This window comes from Faunimonas sp. B44, assembly GCF_052655945.1.
The window spans coordinates 100547-119215 of record NZ_JBQYEX010000004.1 but is presented as its reverse complement, the minus strand read 5'-3'; the positions used below and the strand labels follow the sequence as shown (position 1 = coordinate 119215).

The window sequence follows — 18669 nt, the reverse complement described above, 5'->3', positions numbered from 1 at the left end:
CCTTGGGGCTTCGAACCATGCCTGCGCAGCGGCGCGGAATCAAGAATCTCCGCGTGCGGGCGGGCTCCGGCGCGGCAATGCGCACGGCCCCCCCGGCGGACTCCTCTTGCCAAAGCCCGTGCCGACTGAGACGATTTCACGAGCCCTCGGCCGGGGCGGGCGCAATGCCGTGCCCCACCCGCGCCCGAAGGAAGAGATCGGACCTCTCACGCTTCGGCAAAGGCCGCGTGGCTGCCCGCCGGTGGCGATCGAGGGCGCGCAGGGAGGAATCATGACCGATAGCGCACGCAGGAGCGGACCCCGCTGCATTGCCATTGTCGGCCCGTTCGCCAGCGGCAAGACGACGGTGCTCGAAGAGATCCTCGCCCGCACCGGCGCGATCGAGAAACCGGGCTCCGTGACCGGCGGCAACAGCGTCGGCGACAGTTCCCGCGAGGCGCGCGCCCACGGCATGAGCGTGGAGTGCAACATCGCCGAGACCGACTTCCTCGGCGACAGCTACACCTTCATCGACTGCCCCGGATCGGTCGAGTTCACATACGAGATGGAGCCCGCGCTGGCGGCCGTCGATGCGGCGATCGTCGTCGCCGAACCCGACGAGAAGAAGATCCCCGCCCTCCAGGTCGTCCTGCGCGGGCTCGAGGAGCGCAACATTCCGCGCTTCCTCTTCCTCAACAAGATCGACAAGGCGAATATCGGCGTGCGCGAGGCGCTCGCGCTTCTCCAGCCCGCGTCCCAGACGCCGCTCGTGCTCCGGCAGATTCCGATCTGGAAGGACGGCATCGCGACCGGGTTCATCGATCTCGCGCTCGACCGCGCCTTCGTTTACCGCGAGCACGCGGCGAGCGAGATCATCGACGTCGGCGGAGACGACGAGGCGCGGCGGAAGGAAGCGCGCTACACCATGCTGGAGACGCTCGCCGATCATGACGACGCCCTCATGGAGCAGTTGCTCGAGGAGATCGAGCCGCCGCGCGACGCCATCTTCGCCGACCTCGTCCGGGAACTCCGCGAAGGCGAGATCGTGCCGGTCCTGATCGGCTCGGCAATGAACGGCAACGGCATCCTGCGGCTCCTCAAGGCGCTCCGTCACGAGGCGCCCGGCATCCGCGAGACGTGCGAGCGGCTCGGGCTCGGCGACTTGGCAGGCCCGGTCGTTCAGGTCATGAAGACCATCCACACCACCCACGGCGGCAAGCTCTCGGTCGCGCGCATTCTGGCCGGGCGCGTCGAGGAGGGGGCCGAACTCCTGGCGCCGCAGGGCGAGGCGGGGAAGGTCGGCGGCATCAGCCGCCTCGTCGGCCAGAAGGCGGCGAAGCGCGGAGCAGCGGAGGCGGGCGAGACGGTGGCGCTCGGAAAGATGGATGCCGTTCGCACCGGCGATACGCTCGTCGCGCGGGGCGCCGCGGCGCCGGCCGTTGCGGTCCGCGAGCCGCAGCAGCCGGTTCTCCAGAAGGTCGTGAAGCTCGGCGAGCGCAAGGACGAGGTGAAGCTCTCCGCCGCGCTCGCCCGCATGGGGGAGGAGGATCCCTCCCTCATCGTCACCCATCGCCAGGACACCGGCGAGACGCTCATCGGCGGCCAGGGGGAAATGCATCTGCGCGTCGCCGTCGAGCGGCTCGCCAACAAATACGGCCTCGCGCTGGCGACGAGCCCGGCCCTGGTACCCTACCGCGAGACGATCCGCGGCTCGGCGACTAAGCGCGGCCGGCACAAGAAGCAGAGCGGCGGGCACGGCCAGTTCGGCGACGTGGTGCTCGAGGTGAAGCCGCTGCCGCGCGGGTCGGGCATCGAGTTTTCGAGCGCGATCACCGGCGGCGTCGTGCCCAAGCAGTACATCCCGGCGGTCGAGGCGGGCGTCCGCGAAGCGCTGCAGGCGGGTCCGCTCGGCGGATTCCCGGTGGTCGACGTGGCGGTGACGCTCGCCGACGGCTCCTATCACACGGTCGATTCCTCCGAGCAGGCGTTCCGCATGGCGGCCATCCTCGGCATGCGCGAGGCGCTTCCGGAGTGCCAGCCGGTCCTGCTTGAACCGATCCTGAAGGTCTCCGTGGCGGTGCCCAACGAGGCGACGGCACGCGTCAACGCCATCGTTTCCAGCCGGCGCGGCCAGCTGATGGGCTACGACGCGCGGCCGGGCTGGAACGGCTGGGACGTGGTCGAGGCGCTCATCCCGGAGGCGGAGATCGCCGACCTCATCATCGAGCTCCGCTCCGCGACGGCCGGCGTCGGCACCTTCACGACGACCTTCGACCACCTCGCCGAGGTGCAGGGCCGCCTCGCCGACGACGTGCTGGCGAGCGCGGGGAAGAAAGCCGCTTAGGCCGGGGGAAGGCGGGCGGGGCGGGTCAGTAGTTCCAGCGCCGCGCGTTCGACAGCAGGAAGTCCCGGAACACCGTCACGCGCGCGGAATCCTTCAGCTCGGCCGGATAGACGAAATAGGTGTCGAAGCTCGGCACCTCCGCCTCCGGCAGGATCGTGACGAGGTTCGCGCCCGGATTGATGATGTAGTCGGGCAGCATCGCAATGCCGAGCCCGCGCTCGACCGCGCGCTTGATCGCGACCACGTTGTTCACGGAGAAGGCGACCACGCGCGGGTTGGACGGATCCCGCCCTGCCGTGCTCAGCCGGTTCATGTCCTTCAGGTAGGTCGGGGCGTTCTCGCCGAAGGTGATGATCCGGTGCTGGTCGAGATCGTCGACCGATTTCGGCTGGCCGAACCGCTTGAGGTATTCCGGCGACGCATAGACGTGGAAGTGCACCGTGAAGAGCCGGCGCTGGATGAGGTCCGGCTGCGTGGGCGCGCGCAGGCGGAGCGCGACGTCGGCCTGGCGCATCGCCAGGTCGAGCTCGACGTCGTCGAGGATGAGCTGCAGCGAGATCGCCGGATAGAGGTCGAGGAACTCGTTCACCCGCGAGGCGAGCCAGGTCGAGCCGAGGCCCACCGTCGTCGTGGCCCGGAGCACCCCGCCCGGCTGGCCGCGCGAATCCTGGAGCCGGGCACGGACGGCCTCGAGCTTGATCGTCACGTCCTGGGCGGTGCGCATCAGCAGCTCGCCCTCCTCGGTGAGGATCAGGCCGCGGGCGTGGCGGTGGAAGAGCGGCGTCCCCAGCTCCTGCTCGAGCGCGCTCACCTGCCGGCTCACCGCCGACTGGCTCATATTGAGCGTGTCGCCGGCATGGGTGAACGACCCGGCCTGCGCAGCCGCGTGGAAGATCCTCAGCTTGTCCCAGTCCACGGAATTCCCCCCTGCTGCAGCCCCAGCGACGGCGTCCGCCCCACCGCCGCCGGACCGCTTTCCCTTGCGCCGCCTATTCCGCGGCGTGGCGCTCCATGTCGAGCCCCATCAGGTACTTTTCCGCCTCCAGCGCCGCCATGCAGCCGAGCCCCGCCGCCGTCACCGCCTGCCGGTAGACGTCGTCGGTGACGTCGCCCGCCGCGAAGACCCCCGGGACGTTGGTCGCGGTGGAATCGGGGGCGGTCCAGAGATAGCCGTTGGGCTTCAGCTTCAGCTGCTCGCGGAAGAGCTCCACCGCCGGCGCATGGCCGATGGCGATGAAGATGCCGTCCGCCGGCACCTCGGTGACCGCGCCGGTCTGCACGTTGCGCAGCCGCGCCCCCGTCACCGCCGGCGGGAAGCCGCTCTTGCCCACCACCTCGTCGAGCACGCTGTTCCAGATCACCTCGACGTTCGGCTGCGCCGCGAGCCGCTCCTGCAGGATGCGCTCGGAGCGGAACTGGTCGCGCCGGTGCACGACCGTCACACGGGAGGCGATGTTGGAGAGATAGAGCGCCTCCTCGACGGCGGTGTTGCCGCCGCCGATGACCAGCACCGCCTTATCCTTGTAGAAGAAGCCGTCGCAGGTGGCGCAGGCTGAGACGCCGAAGCCCTTGAAGCGCTCTTCCGACGGGATGCCGAGCCAGCGCGCCTGCGCGCCGGTGGCGACGATGACGGTATCGGCGGTCCAGGTGTCGCCGCCGTCGAGCTTGACCCGGAACGGGCGCTGCGCGAGGTCGGCCTCCACGACCGTGTCGTGCACCATGCGGGTGCCGACGTGCTCGGCCTGGAGGCGCATCTGCTCCATCAGCCAGGGTCCCTGGATGACGTCGGCGAAGCCGGGGTAGTTCTCGACATCGGTGGTGATGGTGAGCTGGCCGCCCGGCTGGAGCCCGGCGATCAGCACCGGCTCCAGCAATGCGCGCGCGGCATAGATCGCGGCCGTGTACCCGGCCGGACCCGACCCGATGATCAGCACGCGTGCGTGATGGACGGCGTTCATGACCGCTTCCGTTGCTCCGTGGACGTGAAACTGGAATAGGCGGTGAGGACGCGGGCGGCAAGTTCCGCGGTCGCGTCGAGCGGCCGCCGGCGCTCTCGCGAAATGATGCCGGGAAACGGCCGGATCAGCTCGCGCGCGGTCGCGAGATCGAGGAAGCGGGCGATGCGGCGATTGAGCACCTTCGGCCGCAGCACGTGGACGGGCGCGCCGGAGGCGAGCGCCTCGCTCACCATGTTGTGGCTGTCGCCGGTCACGACGAGCGCGTCGGCGAAGGCAAGGATGGCGGGCAGGGGGTTCTCGCCGGTGCCGTCCCAGACGAGGCCCGGCTTGCCGGCTGCGACGTTTCGCACCGCCTCGGCGAGCGCGGGCGGCGTGCGGCGGGACGGCGTGGCGAGGATGCTGCCGAAGGCGGGCAGGGCGGCGGCGAGCGCTTCGGCGAAGCCGGCGATCTCGGCGGGCGCATAACGGGTGCCGCCGGCATCGCCGCCGAGCACGATTCCGAGGATCGGGCGCGGCAGCGCGGCGAAGGCGGAAGGCGCCTGGCGCAGGGCTGCGAGGCGCGCCGGCGAGAACCGGTGAGGGGCGGTGAGCGTCGTCACGACGTTCTCGCCGGCGAGCCCGTCATGCTCGGGCGCCCAGACGAGGTCGGCGATGCGTGGGGAGACCCGTGGGTTTTTCAGGAAGACGGTGAACGGGCGCGCGCCCTCGCGACGGCGAAGGCTGCGCACGGTCGGCACGGTGCGCCGGCCGGTGGCGATGACGAGGTCAGGCAAGGGGGGCGCGTACCGGCCGCCCGGGCGTTTCGGATCGTCGAGCGGGTCGGGCGGGCCCCAGGGCGCGAGCCACGACCATGGCCGGCGGGCGGCGACGTCCCGCCGTTCCCACTTGCCGCCGAGTGCGGCCGCGAGGCCTTCGGCCTGCGCGAGGTCCCCCGCCTTGCCGTCGGTGATGAGCCAGATCGTCCCGGGATGTCCCATGCGCTTCCGTGTTTGCCGTTCGATGCGCGGCGAAGTCTTCCGCCGCAGGCCTGTTCGTTCGGGAATGCCTAAAATGCTATCCTTTGCCCAAGCCGTGTGCAGGACGCATGACTGGTATGCAGTCGACCAACTTGCCGGTTGCACGCGGTTCGGGCAGATCCCGTCCTAGCTGATGGCTCGACGGCGCGCGACGCTTCCTCCCCTGTCGCGTGTCAGAGGCGCCAGCTGTTCCCTCCTTGGAAGCCCGGCCGGCATCCCGAATGCGTCAGGTGGGCCTCTATCCCCTGCCGGACCCGTCCCCCCGGGTCCGGCATTTTCTTTATGCGGGCCGCTCTCCGGTGAGCGCCTCGATCCGCCAGCCGCCGGGGAACCGCGCATCCTTGTCTGCGAGGCGCTCGACGAGCGCAGGCAGGATCCTGCGGAGCTCGCCCTCAAGCTTCCAGGGCGGGTTCGCCAGGATCAGGCCCGCGCCGTTCATCCGCTCCTTCCGGTCCGCGCGCCGCACGGTCAGTTCCACCCGCAGCGTCTTCGGGATCGCGAGCGCCGCCACGCGCCGCGCAAGCGCGGTCGCGTCCGCCTGCGCCTTGATCGGATACCACGCCATCAGCACGCCGGTGGCGAAGCGGCGGTGCGCTTCCGCGAGCCCCGCGAGCAGCTTCGCCTGCTCGTCGGCGGCCTCGTAGGCGGGGTCGATCAGCACGAGGCCGCGCCGCTCCGGCGGGGGAAGCAGCGCCTTCGCCGCCACCCAGGCGTCCTGCCCGGTGATCCGGATGCGCCGATCGCCGCCGAAGCGCTTGGAGAGCGTCCGGTGGTCCTCCGGATGCAGTTCGTTGAGGACGAGCTTGTCCTGGTTGCGGGTCAGCCGCCGCGCGATCTCCGGCGAGCCGGGATAATGCAGGAGGCGGGCGCCGTCGTTCGCCGAGGCGATCGCCTGGCGCCACGGCGCGATGAGGGCCTCGGCGGCCGCCGTGAGCGGCACCGGCGCCATCGTCCCGTCCGCGTAGAGCCGGCCGACGCCGTCGAGCCACTCGCCGGTGCGGCCGGCCTCGTCGCCGGCAAGGTCGTAGAAGCCGATCGCCGCATGCAGGTCGATCACACGGAAAGGGGCGGGCTTCGCCTTCAGGTGCTCGATGACGCGCGCGAGCACGACGTGCTTCAGGACGTCGCCGAAATTGCCGGCGTGGAAGGCATGGCGGTAGTTCACGCGCGTCTCACCCCCGGAACACGAAGAACGCGCCGGCGGCGATCAGCGCGAAACCGATGAGATGGTTCGGCGTCAGGCTCTCCTTCAGCCAGAGCACCGAGAAGCCGGCGAAGATCGTGAGCGTGACCACCTCCTGGATCGTCTTCAGCTCGACCGCCGAATAGACCGAGTGCCCGATCCGGTTGGCGGGAACGGCGAGCCAGTACTCGAAGAACGCGATGCCCCAGCTCACCAGCACCGCGGCCCAGAGCGGCGCCGCCTTGAACTTCAGGTGCCCGTACCAGGCGAACGTCATGAAGACGTTGGAGGCGACGAGCAGGGCGATCGGCGCGACATAGGGCCAGAGGAAGGCGGAGGCGACGTTCGGCACCATGGGCGGCGCTCTGTTCCTTGCGGTCGGCCGGAGGGAACATGCCCATAGCGCAGCCGCCCGGCGCGGCAAAGCGGCGAGAAATTGCGTTCGATCGGCGGAATGCTTGCGCTGGATCAAGGAGCGCCGGGCGAAGCTTTCATATTCATGCATGCGCATGTGACGAATGGCGCGTCCGGAGAGCGCAATGAACCTCGAACCCCTGATGGAATTCTTCGGCGAGGACGCGACGCTCGCGCTCGGCGGCCTGGCCGTCGGGATCCTGTTCGGCGTCTTCGCCCAGCGCAGCCGCTTCTGCCTGCGTGCCGCCGTCATCGAATTCCGCCGCATGAATTTCGGCCGGAAGCTCGCCGTCTGGCTGCTCGCCTTCGCCTCGGCTCTGGCGGGAACGCAGGCACTCGTTCTGGCCGGTCTGCTCGAGACCGGGGACGTCCGCCAGCTCGCCACCACCGGCAGCCTGTCGGGCGCCGCGATCGGCGGACTCATGTTCGGCGCGGGAATGATCCTCGCGCGCGGCTGTGCGAGCCGTCTCCTCGTCCTGTCAGCCAACGGCAATCTGCGTGCGCTCCTCTCCGGGCTCATCTTCGCGGTCACCGCGCAGGCTGCCTGGACGGGGGCGCTCGCGCCGGCGCGCGAGGCGCTCACCGGGCTGTGGCTCGTCGAGGGCGGGCCGTCGCGCGACCTCCTCGCCATCACCGGGCTCGGCCATGCGGGCGGCCTCGCCTTCGCGTTCGTCTGGCTCGCGGCAGGCCTCTATTTCGCGGCGCGGAGCCGGCTCGAGCTGCGCGGCCTCCTGGGCGGGATCGGCGTCGGTCTCGCCATCGCCGCCGGCTGGTTCTTCACCTACCAGGCCGGCACGCAGGCCTTCGGCCTCGTGGAGACGAAGTCCGTCACCTTCTCCGGCCCGTCCGCGGAGACGCTGATGTACGTCCTCGACCGCGAGCGCTCCCCCTTCGATTTCGACATCGCGCTGGTGGTCGGCGTCTTCCTGGGCTCTTTCGTCGCCGCCTGGCTCGGGCGTGAACTGACGCTCGAAGGGTTCCGCGACGCGCGCTCGATGCGGCGCTACATTGCGGGCGCCGTGCTGATGGGCTTCGGCGCCATGCTCGCGGGCGGCTGCGCCGTCGGCGCCGGCGTCACCGGCGGCTCGGTCTTCGCCATCACAGCCTGGGTGACGCTCTTCGGCATCTGGATCGCGGCCGCCGCGACCGACTGGGCGCTGGAGCGCTTCGGCACCGGGGACGCCTTCCCCGAGCCGTCCCGCACTCCCGGCTTCCCCGCCCCGCCCGTGCCGCTCGTCCCGGCAGAGTGATACGGGCCATGTGAAACGACGCTCGGCCGGCGCAAACCCCCGGCCAGGCGATCTTTCCGCCTGGCCGGCCCCATCTCCCGGCGGGCCCAAGCAGGGCAACGCCTCCGCGCCCGGCGCTCCTGCAGCGCGGTTCAGCCGCGCGGCGTGATCGTGACGGTGCAGCCGTTGCCGGAACTCAGCGTCAGGCTGGTCATGCCGTACTGAGCCTCGTCCGCCGCGCCGGCGCTGGCCCCGGCCGTGTCCGACGCGGCTCCGGCGCCGGCATCGGCGCGGGCGCTCGGGCTCGCCGGTGGCGAACCGGCTGCGTCGGATGCCGAAGAGGCCTCGCTGCCGGCCCCGCCGCCCGGAGCGGCCTGGCCCGCGCCCGCGGTCGCGGCTGCTCCGGCATCCGGGGTCCCGGTGGCCGGCGCGGCGGCCGGATCCGCCATCGAGCCCGTGCCGAAGGCGCCGCTGGCCGAGCCGGTTGCACCGGCCGACGCCGCGTCGGAGCCGGATGCCTGCGCGGATGGCGCGGAGGGCGCGGCCCCTCCCGTGTCGGCCGAGGCCGCGCCGCTCGCGGGCGCCGCATCCGAGCCGGTGGCGGCGGTGCCTTCGGGCGCCGGGCCGATTGCGCTGATCGTGACCGTCATGCCGGGTTCGACCACGATGGTGCGGGCCTGACCGTTTCCGTCTCGCACCGGCCCGCCGGAGGCGTCGCCCGCTGCGCTGCTCGCCGCTGCCGACATGGCCTCTGCGCCCGCTGCCGCCGTGCCGTCTCCGGACGGCATCGCGCTCCCGGACACGCTCGCCGCCCCGGCGGCCGCCGAGCCGGAAGGCGCGCCGCCCGTTGCGAGCGTGGCCGATCGCGGCCCTGTCTGGATGATGGTGCAATGGACTTCGCTTGCGGCACCGGCCGCCGCTTCCGTGCCTTGAGCCCCTGCCGCCTGGCCGCCTGTATCCTGCCCGAAAGCCGTGCCGGACAGCGCGAATGCGCAGGTGAGGGCCGTGCCCAGCATGAAACGTGTCTTCATGGGTGTCTCCTCGGTTGGTCGTGTCGCCACGCCGCGGCGCTCGCCGCAGGGCATGGAAAGGGTGGCAACGGTCGGGCACCCCGTTCCGCTCCGGCGAAAAGCGCGAATCGTCTTCGACGCCGCCGCGCGCTTCGGCTGCGGCCGGCGCGAGCGGCTCGTCGCCGCTTGCGGCGCCGGTTGCGCTCGCCTAGACCGCCGCCGCCATGACCCGTCTTGCCGCCAATTCCCTCCTCCTCCTCGCTGCGCTGATCTGGGGCGGCGGCTTCATCGCGCAGGCGACGGCCATGCAGAAGATCGGCCCGCTCGCCTTCATCGGCGCGCGCTTCCTGGTCGCCGCGCTCGTGCTCCTTCCCTTCGCGCTCGCCGAGCGGAAGACCGCCGGCGCCGCAAGCGGCAGTGCGGGCGGCGGGGCGGTACGGATCCTTGCGCTGGTCGCGCTCGCCTTCCTGGCGGCGCAGACCGTCCAGCAGTTCGGGATCGTCCACACCAGCGTCACGAATGTCGGCTTCCTCACCACGCTCTACGTCGTGATGGTCCCCGTCCTCGCGATCGCGCTCTACGGCGAATGGCCGCATCTCGCGGTCTGGCCGGCGGCGGCGCTCGCCATGGTCGGCACCTGGCTGCTCACCGGCGGGATCGATGGCATCCGGGTCGGCGACCTGCTGGCGGTCGTCTGCGCCTTCTTCTGGGCGCTGCACGTCGTCTTCGTCGGCCGGGCCGTCGCCGTGACGGGACGGCCTGTGAGCGTGGTCTTCGTCCAATGCCTCGCGACCGGGCTGGCCGCGGGCGTCGCGGCCTATGCGCTGGAGGCCGTCGAGATCGCCGCGCTCGCGGCGGCATGGCCGGAAATCCTGTTCGCAGGTGCAGTCTCCGGCGGCCTCGCCTTCGCCCTGCAGGCCATCGGCCAGCGCCGCACCCGCGCGGCCGACGCGGCCATCATCCTGTCGGCAGAGGCCCCCTTCGCGGCTCTCTTTGCGGCCGTCCTGCTAGGCGAACGGGTCGATCCGGCCGGCTGGGGCGGCGTCGTCGCCATCTTCGCGGCCGTGCTGGCGGTCCAGCTCGCGCCCGTCCGGGGTTCCCGCCGCCGCGTCAGGGTTGCAGAGCCGCTTCTTTGACATTCCTCAATGGAACTTATTCACGATCCCCGTCATATTCTCCACGAGGGGTCATCTCGGAGCGGAGAGCGCGATGAGGAAACGTATCATTCTGGCCGCTGCCGTGCTGCTCGGCCTCGCTTTGCCGGGCGCGGCCGCGGCTGCCACCGGCGGATATACGACCGGCAACGTCAACATGCGCGCGGGGCCGGGGACGCAGTACCCGCCGGTCACCGTGGTGCCGAGGGGCAGTTCCGTCACGATCCACGGTTGCACGAGCGGCTATTCCTGGTGCGACACGCAATGGGCGGGCTATCGCGGCTGGGTCTCGGGCTCCTATCTGGAGTTCGTGTACCAGCAGCGCCGCGTCCTGGTGCCGAATTACGGGCCCGCCATCGGCCTGCCGATCATCGCCTTCAGCATCGGCGACTATTGGGGCCGCTACTACCGCCATTATCCGTGGTGGAACGACTGGGGCCGGTGGGCGCCGCCGCCGCCGCGCCGCATCGCACCGCCGCCGCCGCGCGGGCCGATCGTCGGACCCGGACCCGGGCCGCGTCCCGGACCCGGACCCGGACCACGCCCCCCTCTACCTGGACCGGGACCCGCCCCGCGGTTCTAAGTCTTTAGGACACTTCGCAAAAGTGCGCCGCGCCGCTTTGAAAGAGCGGCGCGGCGCACCATCTGATCCGTACAGAGTGGGGCGCCAACACAGGACCATGCCGATGAGACCACGATCCATACTGGCCGGCCTGGCGCTGCTCGCGGCGACGCTTGCGCCCGCCATCGCCAACGCCGCCACCACCGCCTACACGACCGGCAACGTCAACATGCGCGCGGGGCCGAGCACGCAATATCCGCGCATCGCGACCGTCCCGCAGGGAAGCCGCGTGACCGTCTACGGCTGCACCCAGGGCTACGGCTGGTGCGACAGCGCCTGGGCCGGTCGCCGCGGCTGGATTTCCGGCCGCTATCTCTCGTTCGCCTATCAGGGCCGGCGCGTGCTCGTTCCCGATTACGGGCCGCGGATCGGGTTGCCGATCATCGGCTTCAGCCTCGGCACCTATTGGGGCCGCTACTATCGCGACTACGACTGGTACGACCGCTGGCCGCGTGATCGAGGCTGGCGCGACGGCCGTCCGGTCCGTCCGCCGGTGCGCGTCCAGCGTCCGCGCGACGAACGCCCGGTTGCGCCGCGGCGTGTCGTGCCGGGCCAGGTCCAGCCGCCCGCGCGCGGCGTGCAGCGTCCGCCGGCGGGCTCCAACGAGAACTGGTACCGCTTCCGGCAGCTCAGGGATCAACGGAGCTAGCCGCGCGCCGCAGTGTCCTTTTGGGCCCGGGTCGTTCCCGGGCCCTTTTTTATGCCGGATCGAAGGGGCATATTGCCGAAATGTCCTCACCCCGGAAATCATCCCCGCCGCGTCCCGACGAGGCGGCTGAGGAGCCGCCGCGCGGCTTCGGCGAGGCGCCGCAGCCGTCGCTCGAAGGCGCCCCGGTCTCGGAAGCCTTCGCCGGCCCCGTCTCGCGCTGGGCCGATGCGCTCGCCGACGAGGCCGAGCAAGAGGGCCGGCGTAACCGGCAGACCGCGAAGCGCGTCGGCAGCCGCAATCCGATGATGACGGACCAGTCCGTCCCCCTCGTCCCGTCCGCCGACGAGGCTGCGCCGAAGCGGCGGGCGCGGTCGAAGGCCCCGCCCGCCGGGCCGGAGAAGGACGCGAGGCCGCTCAAGACTGCGCGCGGCACCTCGATCGGCGGGCCGGGCACGGCGAAGGAGCGCGCCGCCGCCGGCCTCAACCCGATCGCCGGGCTCGACGTCGCGCTGGAGGACGTGGCGAGCCTGCCGCAATCGGGCGTCACCGCGACCGTGCAGGCGCTGTCGGCGCTGATCGAATCCGGCCGCCCCGAGTTCCGCGACAAGACTTGGGTGCCGCACCGGCCGCCGCGGCCGGAGAAGAGCGAGGGCGGGCGCGCGCTGCGGATCGTGTCGCAATACGAGCCGCGCGGCGACCAGCCGGCCGCGATCGCGGAACTCGTCGACGGCATCGCGAACCAGCACGAGCGCACCCAGGTGCTGCTCGGCGTCACCGGCTCCGGCAAGACCTTCACCATGGCCAAGGTCATCGAGGCGACGCAGCGCCCCGCGCTCATCCTCGCGCCGAACAAGACCCTCGCAGCCCAGCTCTACGGCGAGTTCAGGTCGTTCTTCCCCGACAACGCGGTCGAGTACTTCGTCTCCTACTACGACTATTACCAGCCGGAGGCCTACGTCCCGCGCACCGACACCTATATCGAGAAGGAATCCTCCATCAACGAGCAGATCGACCGGATGCGCCATTCGGCGACGCGGGCGCTGCTCGAGCGCGACGACGTCGTGATCGTCGCCTCCGTGTCGTGCATCTACGGCATCGGCTCGGTCGAGACCTATACCGCGATGACCTTCGGCCTCGCTCTCGGCGAGCGCATCGACCAGCGCCAGCTCCTCGCCGACCTCGTCGCCCTGCAGTACAAGCGCGCCGACCTGAACTTCGTGCGCGGCACGTTCCGCGTCCGCGGCGATACGGTCGAGATCTTCCCCGCCCATCTGGAGGACCGGGCCTGGCGCATCTCGCTCTTCGGGGACGAGATCGAGCAGATCGCCGAGTTCGACCCGCTCACAGGCCAGCGCACCGGCGACCTGAAGAGCGTGAAGGTCTACGCCAACTCGCACTACGTCACGCCGAAGCCGACGCTGCAGCAGGCCATCCGCTCCATCAAGGAGGAGCTGACCTGGCGCCTCAGCGAGCTCGAGAAGGCGGGGCGGCTCCTGGAGGCGCAACGGCTCGAGCAGCGCACCAGGTTCGACATCGAGATGATGGAGGCGACCGGCTCCTGCGCCGGCATCGAGAACTATTCGCGCTACCTCACCGGCCGCAAGCCGGGCGAGCCGCCGCCGACGCTCTTCGAGTACCTTCCCGACGACGCGCTCGTCTTCGTCGACGAGAGCCACGTCACGATCCCGCAGATCGGCGGCATGTATCGCGGCGACTTCCGCCGCAAGGCGACGCTCGCCGAGTTCGGTTTCAGGCTGCCGTCCTGCATGGACAACCGGCCGCTCCGCTTCGAGGAGTGGGACGCGATGCGGCCGCAGACGGTCGCGGTCTCGGCGACGCCCGGCGGCTGGGAGCTTGGCGAGACCGGCGGCGTCTTCGCCGAGCAGGTCATCCGCCCGACCGGCCTCGTTGATCCCCCGGTCGAGGTCCGCCCCGCCAAGAGCCAGGTCGACGACCTGCTCGGCGAGGTGAAGCGCGTCGCGGGCCTGGGCTACCGCGCGCTCGTCACCGTGCTGACCAAGCGGATGGCCGAGGACCTGACCGAATACCTCCACGAGAACGGCGTGCGCGTGCGCTACATGCATTCCGACGTGGAGACGCTGGAGCGCATCGAGATCATCCGCGATCTCCGGCTCGGCGCCTTCGATTGCCTGGTCGGCATCAACCTGCTGCGCGAGGGCCTCGACATCCCGGAATGCGCGCTGGTCGCGATCCTCGACGCCGACAAGGAGGGTTTCCTGCGCTCCGAGACGTCGCTGATCCAGACCATCGGCCGCGCGGCGCGGAACGTCGACGGCAAGGTCGTCCTCTACGCCGACCGCGTCACCGGTTCGATGGAGCGGGCGATGGCGGAGACGGAGCGCCGCCGCGAGAAGCAGCTCGCCTACAATGCCGAGCACGGCATCACGCCGGAATCGGTGAAGCGCTCAATCGGCGACATCCTCGATTCCGTCTTCGAGCGCGATCACGTCCGCGTCGATACCGGCCTCGCCGAGGAAGGCGCGCTGATCGGGCACAATCTCGAGGCGCATCTCGCCGATCTGGAGAAGCGGATGCGCGACGCCGCCGCCGATCTCGAGTTCGAGACCGCGGCGCGGCTGCGCGACGAGATCAAGCGTCTGCGCGAGACCGAGCTCGCGATCTCCGACGATCCGCTCGCCCGGCAGAGCGCCGTGGAGGGACGCGCCGGCGGCTTCGGCGCGGGCGGCCCGCCCGGCGCCCCGCGCGGCAAGGGTCGAGGCGGCGCGACAGCCTCGCGCGTCCGTAAGCCGACGCTCGACGAGATGACGGTCGGGCGGACGGAGGTCCCGCTGGGCGGCCGAGCGCCGGCGAAGCCGGAGGACGGGCCGGGGGCCGTTCGCCGCGGCCGGATCGGCGCCGGTTCCTACGAGGATCCCGCCGAGGAGCGCCGCCGCGCCCGCCGCTCGCGCAAATCGGGGCGGCCGGGGAACTGAGCGGCCTTCGCCCGGAACGCGGGGCGGAGCCCTCGCGTTCAGCATCCGTGGAATCACGGAGCGCTGACGATGGCGAAGAAGAAAAAGAAGAAATCGGGGCTGCCGAAGACGATCGCCGGGGTGAAGATCCCGAAGGAGATCCGCAAGGGCGCGGTCGGCCAGTTCATCGCCTCGCCGGCCGGCCAGGCCATGATCGGCGAGATGCTGTTCGCGGCGGTGGCCGCGTTCCGGAACAGCGGCAGCCGCTCCAAGCTCGCCATCGCGGCGCGGCATCCGGCGGCGACGGCCGAGTTCGCCGCTTCAAAGGCGGCGGACGTCACGTCCGACGCGATCGAGGCGCTCCGCGAGCGCACGGCGAGCCTTTCCGAGGCCTTCGGCGAGGCCGCGCGCCAGTTCATCGACACCATGGCGCAGGGTGCCGGCGGCGAGCCGGAGGAGACGGACCGCAGCGGAGAGCGCCCGTCTCGCCGGCCGCGCGCCGCACACTAGCTCCGAACCGGCCACGGGAGGTCCGTTCATGCTGCCCGGCACGGAAGAGCGGGTTCCCGCTCACACCGAATACGAGATCAACCGGCGCATCGCCCGCGAGACCGCCGAGCGCATCCGCGCCTGCATGGCCAGGCCGGAGCTGATCGAACGGCGTCTCGCCGAGCTCGAGCGCGAATGGGACATCGAGCGCACGCTCGAGGCGAACGCCGCCACCTTCGCCTTCCTGGGCACGATGCTCGGCGCGCTCGTCCGCCGCCGTTTCCTGCTCCTGCCGGCAGCGGTCTCGGGCTTTCTGTTCCAGCACGCGACGCAGGGCTGGTGCCCGCCGCTCCCCGTGCTCCGCCGGCTCGGGTTCCGCACCGCGCGGGAGATCGCGACGGAGCGTTTCGCCCTGAAGGCGCTGCGTGGCGATTTCGACCGGCTCGCCGGCCTGGAAGGTGCTGCCCGCGCCGACGCGGCGCTCGCTGCCGTGAAGCGCTGAGGGGGCAACGAAGAGCCGCAACGCCGGCCGGCGCCGGCATCGCCAGCCCCTTGTCGTCTCCGCCGGGCATCGTCCGGGCATCCAGCCCTGCCGTACCGCGACGGAGGTGCTGCTTGAATCGCCGGGTCGATGCCCGGCGATGACGACAGAGAGCGAGGCGGCCGCCGCTCAGGCCGCGGCCTTGCGGTTCAGCTCGAGCTGGGCGTCGACGAGCGCCACCGTCTCGTCGACGACCGGGTTGCGCATGCCCTTCTGCGCCGCGATCTTCTGCACGAGGCGGTCGACGCGCTCGATGTTCGGCGCTCCGGCATAGAGCGCGCGCGCGGCCGAGGAGGGCCGCACCAGCCCCTGCGCCGCGTTGGCGTACTTCTCGAACGGCACCAGGTCCGCCGGATCGGCGCCGAGCGCGATGCAGACCCCGCGCACCCAGTCGTAGACCGAGCGCGACGCTTCGATGTCGGTGTGGACCGCCTCCTTGATGGAGCGCGCGCCGGCCCTGGTCACGCAACGGTAGTTGCCGGTGAGGAGCATGGCCCACTTGGCGAGCGGCACGAAAATGGAATCGTGGACCTTCAGCTTGACCGGCAGCTCGGTCGGGCCGTCGCCGGCGTCGAAGCGGACCGCCTCGATGCCGGCCTGCATCCGACGGAGCATCTCGGTGTGGTCCTCCGAATCGAAGCGGGCGACCTTGAAGTTGGTCGGGAGCGTCACCTGCAGCACGTTCACCTTCTCCTCGGGCGGACGGAAGGCCTGCGGGTCGGGGCTGCAGAGCGTCATCAGCGCCGGGTCGAAGTTCCGCCAGACGGAGGCGTCGGTGAAGCAGTCGGCGAGGCCCTCCGTGGAGAGGCCCGGAATGCGCTTGAGATAGGGGAGGGGCGGCATGTTCATGATCGACATGCACGGCACCTTCTTCGTCGCGACGCCGTCGAGAAGTTCGCGCACGCCGGCGGCGCGGTATTGCGGCTCCTGCATCGCGAGGCCCACGAGGTCGTACTCGGCCGGATCGACCGCCGTCGGCACGTCGGCGGACACCGTGCCCGGAAGCTTGCGGGAGTCGATCTCGACGAGGCCGCTGCGGCCCTTCACCGGCAGCCGCACGCGCGTGCCTTCGCGGTTGATCACCTCCGCCTCGCTCGGCAGGCAGACGAGCTTCACGTTGTGGCCGGCGAGCATGTGTTTCGTGGCCAGGAGCGACCCGTAGGACGCGCCGAGGATCAGGACGTTGTAGGGCTTAGCCATCAGACGTTTTCTCCGGTCGGTTCTCTAGAGTTCTACCCGGGTGCGGCCGGACGATCCGGCCCGCGCTGCGGTCCGACGTCCGCGCGCTTGTAAAGATTATGACAGGATGAACGCCGAATCCATGCGCAATCGATTGCGCGATTGCATTATGAATGCATTTCGGCGGGTTTCGGCCGGCTCAGGTCGGCGTGCCGTGGGTGTGGAAGCTCTCGATGGTCTTCAGTCCCCAGGCCTGGCCCTTCTTCCGCTCGGCCTCGGTCCAGGTGACGGGCTGCCAGTCGGGGGCCAGGATCAGCCGTGCGCCGGCATTGGCGACCTCCACGCGGTTGCCGGCCGGCTCGTAGACGTAGAGGAAGAAGGTGCCCTGGATCGCATGCTTGTGCGGCCCGGTCTCGATGAAGACGCCGTTCTCCAGGAAGATGTCGGCCGCCCGCAGCACGTCCTCGCGCTGGTCGACGGCATAGGTGACGTGGTGGAAGCGCCCCTGCCGGCCGGTGTGGTCGCGAGTGTAGGCGATGTCGTAGCTCTTGTTGTTGACCGTGAACCAACAGCCGGCAACCGTGCCGTCGTCGAGCACGATCTGCTCCGTGACGCGCGAGCCGAGCGCCTTCGGCATGAAGTCCCTGATCGCGCCGACATCGGCGGCCAGCATGTTGAGGTGGTCGAGCCGGCGAACGCAGACGCCGCGGCCGTGATAGCGCTGCGCGATGTTCTTCAGCGCCGGCCGTTCGCCTTCCGGCGCGGCGTAGCGGTGGGTCTCGTAATAGAGCTCGAAGACGTGCCCGTCCGGGTCGCGGAAGCGATAGGCCGGCCCGTGGCCGAGATCGCCGTCGCTCCAGCCGATGCCGCAGCCGAGCGCCTCAATCGCGCGCACCCGTCGCACGAGCGCCTGCGGGCTCGCGCAGCGATAGCCGACATGGCCGACGCCGGTCGTGTCCGCCGCAGTCAGCTTCAGCGTGTGGAACTCGTAATCGTCGAAGGCGCGGAGAAAGACCGAGCCGCCGTCCCGCCCGCTCTCGGTGAGCCCGAGCACGTTCACGAAGAAGGCGAGGCTCTCCTCGGGCCTGTTCGTGAGGAGCTCGACGTGCCCGAGATGGGCGACGTCGAAGCAGGGCTCGGTGTCGGACATGGCGTGGCTCCGCGAGGGGCTCCGGCTCACTTCATCCCGGCGAGGGCGTCGGCGCCGGCCGACCAGTCGACCGGCCCGTCGACATAGCGCAGGCCCTTCTCGCGGAGGCGCTCGCGCATGCCGTATATGTCGAGGCCGAGCTCGCCGGCGGCGAGCCGCTCCCGCGCCGCCGCCTCCTTGTCGATCCTGGCCTGCGCGGCTGCAAGGATTTCGTCGGCGCGCTTGCGCGGGACGACCACCACGCCGTCATCGTCGGCGACGATCACGTCGCCGGGCTGCACCGCCGCTTCGCCGCAGGTGATCGGCACGTTGACGGAGCCGAGCGTCTCCTTGACGGTCCCTTGCGCCGAGACCGCGCTCGACCAGACGGGAAACTGCATTTCCGCGAGCTCCCGCACGTCGCGCGCACCCGTGTCGGTCACCACGCCCCGGCAGCCGCGGGCGCGCAGCGAGGTCGCGAGCAGCTCGCCGAAGAACCCGTCGGAGGAGGGCGACAGCGTGGAGACGACGAGCATGTCGCCGTCCTGCACCTGCTCGACCGCGACGTGGATCATCCAGTTGTCGCCGGGGGCGCAGAGCGCCGTGACGGCGCTCCCCGAGGCGCGCGCGCCGGGATAGACGGGCCGCATCCGCGGCCGCATCAGCCCGATCCGCCCCATCGCCTCGTGCACCGTGGCGGTGCCGAGCTCGCCGAGCGCGGCAATGGTCTCCGGCCGCGCGCGCTCGATGTTTCGGACGACGATACCCATCATGATGTGATCCGTTCGGCTTCGATGCTTTGGACAGTGCGGGCGGCCGCGCCGAGGTGCGCGGCCGCCC

Annotated in this window: 17 protein-coding genes; 8 read left to right on the top strand and 9 right to left on the bottom strand. The window is 70.8% G+C overall.

Annotated features, from left to right (window positions below):
• The first annotated feature begins 271 nt into the window (after window positions 1–271).
• On the top strand, window positions 272–2323 hold the full coding sequence (locus ACUN0C_RS09455) for an elongation factor G (RefSeq protein WP_445466104.1): 2052 nt from the start codon (window positions 272–274) through the stop codon (window positions 2321–2323).
• Window positions 2324–2348: 25 nt separating this feature from the next.
• Here the strand turns inward: ACUN0C_RS09455 and ACUN0C_RS09450 are convergent, their stop codons facing one another.
• From ACUN0C_RS09450 to ACUN0C_RS09430, 5 genes are all read right to left on the bottom strand, one after another.
• Window positions 2349–3239 (bottom strand): LysR family transcriptional regulator, encoded by an 891-nt coding sequence (locus ACUN0C_RS09450; protein WP_445466103.1) that lies wholly within the window; start codon window positions 3237–3239, stop codon window positions 2349–2351.
• A 73-nt stretch (window positions 3240–3312) separates the two neighbouring features.
• On the bottom strand, window positions 3313–4281 hold the full coding sequence (gene trxB, locus ACUN0C_RS09445) for a thioredoxin-disulfide reductase (RefSeq protein ID WP_445466102.1): 969 nt from the start codon (window positions 4279–4281) through the stop codon (window positions 3313–3315).
• Window positions 4278–5258, bottom strand: a complete 981-nt coding sequence (locus ACUN0C_RS09440) for a mitochondrial fission ELM1 family protein (RefSeq protein ID WP_445466101.1) — start codon at window positions 5256–5258, stop codon at window positions 4278–4280. Before ACUN0C_RS09440 ends, trxB begins: the two co-directional genes overlap by 4 nt.
• 319 nt (window positions 5259–5577) lie before the next feature.
• Window positions 5578–6462, bottom strand: a complete 885-nt coding sequence (locus tag ACUN0C_RS09435; protein WP_445466100.1) for a 23S rRNA (adenine(2030)-N(6))-methyltransferase RlmJ — start codon at window positions 6460–6462, stop codon at window positions 5578–5580.
• Between the two features lie 7 nt (window positions 6463–6469).
• Window positions 6470–6835: a DMT family protein gene (locus tag ACUN0C_RS09430; RefSeq protein WP_445466099.1), complete on the bottom strand. Its 366-nt coding sequence runs from the start codon at window positions 6833–6835 to the stop codon at window positions 6470–6472.
• A 184-nt stretch (window positions 6836–7019) separates the two neighbouring features.
• Between ACUN0C_RS09430 and ACUN0C_RS09425 the strand changes: the two genes are divergently transcribed.
• Window positions 7020–8144 (top strand): YeeE/YedE family protein, encoded by a 1125-nt coding sequence (locus tag ACUN0C_RS09425; RefSeq protein WP_445466098.1) that lies wholly within the window; start codon window positions 7020–7022, stop codon window positions 8142–8144.
• A 131-nt stretch (window positions 8145–8275) separates the two neighbouring features.
• On the opposite strand, the gene ACUN0C_RS09420 is transcribed toward ACUN0C_RS09425, so the two are convergent.
• The gene (locus ACUN0C_RS09420; RefSeq protein ID WP_445466097.1) at window positions 8276–9154 is read right to left on the bottom strand and encodes a hypothetical protein; all 879 of its coding nucleotides are present in this window, start codon (window positions 9152–9154) and stop codon (window positions 8276–8278) included.
• 203 nt (window positions 9155–9357) lie between these two features.
• On the opposite strand from ACUN0C_RS09420, the gene ACUN0C_RS09415 reads away from it, so the two are divergent.
• From ACUN0C_RS09415 to ACUN0C_RS09390, 6 genes are all read left to right on the top strand, one after another.
• Window positions 9358–10269: a DMT family transporter gene (locus ACUN0C_RS09415; RefSeq protein WP_445466096.1), complete on the top strand. Its 912-nt coding sequence runs from the start codon at window positions 9358–9360 to the stop codon at window positions 10267–10269.
• A gap of 73 nt (window positions 10270–10342) precedes the next feature.
• Window positions 10343–10870 carry an SH3 domain-containing protein gene (locus ACUN0C_RS09410; protein ID WP_445466095.1) on the top strand — a complete coding sequence of 176 codons (528 nt, stop codon included), beginning with the start codon at window positions 10343–10345 and terminating at the stop codon, window positions 10868–10870.
• Between the two features lie 103 nt (window positions 10871–10973).
• Window positions 10974–11558, top strand: coding sequence for an SH3 domain-containing protein (locus ACUN0C_RS09405; RefSeq protein WP_445466094.1), 585 nt, complete (start codon window positions 10974–10976; stop codon window positions 11556–11558).
• A gap of 80 nt (window positions 11559–11638) precedes the next feature.
• Window positions 11639–14512 carry an excinuclease ABC subunit UvrB gene (uvrB, locus tag ACUN0C_RS09400; protein WP_445466093.1) on the top strand — a complete coding sequence of 958 codons (2874 nt, stop codon included), beginning with the start codon at window positions 11639–11641 and terminating at the stop codon, window positions 14510–14512.
• Window positions 14513–14581: 69 nt separating this feature from the next.
• Entirely contained in the window at window positions 14582–15001 is a 420-nt protein-coding gene (locus tag ACUN0C_RS09395) for a hypothetical protein (RefSeq protein WP_445466092.1), read from the top strand.
• A 28-nt stretch (window positions 15002–15029) separates the two neighbouring features.
• Window positions 15030–15482 carry a hypothetical protein gene (locus ACUN0C_RS09390; RefSeq protein ID WP_445466091.1) on the top strand — a complete coding sequence of 151 codons (453 nt, stop codon included), beginning with the start codon at window positions 15030–15032 and terminating at the stop codon, window positions 15480–15482.
• Between the two features lie 168 nt (window positions 15483–15650).
• Here ACUN0C_RS09390 and ACUN0C_RS09385 read toward each other — a convergent pair whose 3' ends face one another.
• The 3 genes from ACUN0C_RS09385 to ACUN0C_RS09375 form a co-directional block, all read right to left on the bottom strand.
• On the bottom strand, window positions 15651–16721 hold the full coding sequence (locus tag ACUN0C_RS09385) for a hypothetical protein (protein ID WP_445466090.1): 1071 nt from the start codon (window positions 16719–16721) through the stop codon (window positions 15651–15653).
• 178 nt (window positions 16722–16899) lie between these two features.
• Complete coding sequence (locus ACUN0C_RS09380) at window positions 16900–17850, bottom strand: catechol 2,3-dioxygenase (RefSeq protein ID WP_445466089.1); 951 nt, start codon at window positions 17848–17850, stop codon at window positions 16900–16902.
• Window positions 17851–17876: 26 nt separating this feature from the next.
• On the bottom strand, window positions 17877–18599 hold the full coding sequence (locus ACUN0C_RS09375) for a 4-carboxy-4-hydroxy-2-oxoadipate aldolase/oxaloacetate decarboxylase (RefSeq protein WP_445466521.1): 723 nt from the start codon (window positions 18597–18599) through the stop codon (window positions 17877–17879).
• Window positions 18600–18669 lie beyond the last annotated feature (70 nt).

Bases quoted from the DNA above. Each gene is read 5' to 3' on its own strand.
- ACUN0C_RS09440 (WP_445466101.1), bottom strand. From the start codon at position 5,258: ATGGGACATCCCGGGACGATCTGGCTCATCACCGACGGCAAGGCGGGG.
- ACUN0C_RS09405 (WP_445466094.1), top strand. From the start codon at position 10,974: ATGAGACCACGATCCATACTGGCCGGCCTGGCGCTGCTCGCGGCGACG.
- uvrB (WP_445466093.1), top strand. From the start codon at position 11,639: ATGTCCTCACCCCGGAAATCATCCCCGCCGCGTCCCGACGAGGCGGCT.
- ACUN0C_RS09430 (WP_445466099.1), bottom strand. From the start codon at position 6,835: ATGGTGCCGAACGTCGCCTCCGCCTTCCTCTGGCCCTATGTCGCGCCG.
- trxB (WP_445466102.1), bottom strand. From the start codon at position 4,281: ATGAACGCCGTCCATCACGCACGCGTGCTGATCATCGGGTCGGGTCCG.
- ACUN0C_RS09415 (WP_445466096.1), top strand. From the start codon at position 9,358: ATGACCCGTCTTGCCGCCAATTCCCTCCTCCTCCTCGCTGCGCTGATC.
- ACUN0C_RS09410 (WP_445466095.1), top strand. From the start codon at position 10,343: ATGAGGAAACGTATCATTCTGGCCGCTGCCGTGCTGCTCGGCCTCGCT.
- ACUN0C_RS09390 (WP_445466091.1), top strand. From the start codon at position 15,030: ATGCTGCCCGGCACGGAAGAGCGGGTTCCCGCTCACACCGAATACGAG.
- ACUN0C_RS09375 (WP_445466521.1), bottom strand. From the start codon at position 18,599: ATGGGTATCGTCGTCCGAAACATCGAGCGCGCGCGGCCGGAGACCATT.
- ACUN0C_RS09455 (WP_445466104.1), top strand. From the start codon at position 272: ATGACCGATAGCGCACGCAGGAGCGGACCCCGCTGCATTGCCATTGTC.
- ACUN0C_RS09420 (WP_445466097.1), bottom strand. From the start codon at position 9,154: ATGAAGACACGTTTCATGCTGGGCACGGCCCTCACCTGCGCATTCGCG.
- ACUN0C_RS09380 (WP_445466089.1), bottom strand. From the start codon at position 17,850: ATGTCCGACACCGAGCCCTGCTTCGACGTCGCCCATCTCGGGCACGTC.
- ACUN0C_RS09395 (WP_445466092.1), top strand. From the start codon at position 14,582: ATGGCGAAGAAGAAAAAGAAGAAATCGGGGCTGCCGAAGACGATCGCC.
- ACUN0C_RS09425 (WP_445466098.1), top strand. From the start codon at position 7,020: ATGAACCTCGAACCCCTGATGGAATTCTTCGGCGAGGACGCGACGCTC.
- ACUN0C_RS09385 (WP_445466090.1), bottom strand. From the start codon at position 16,721: ATGGCTAAGCCCTACAACGTCCTGATCCTCGGCGCGTCCTACGGGTCG.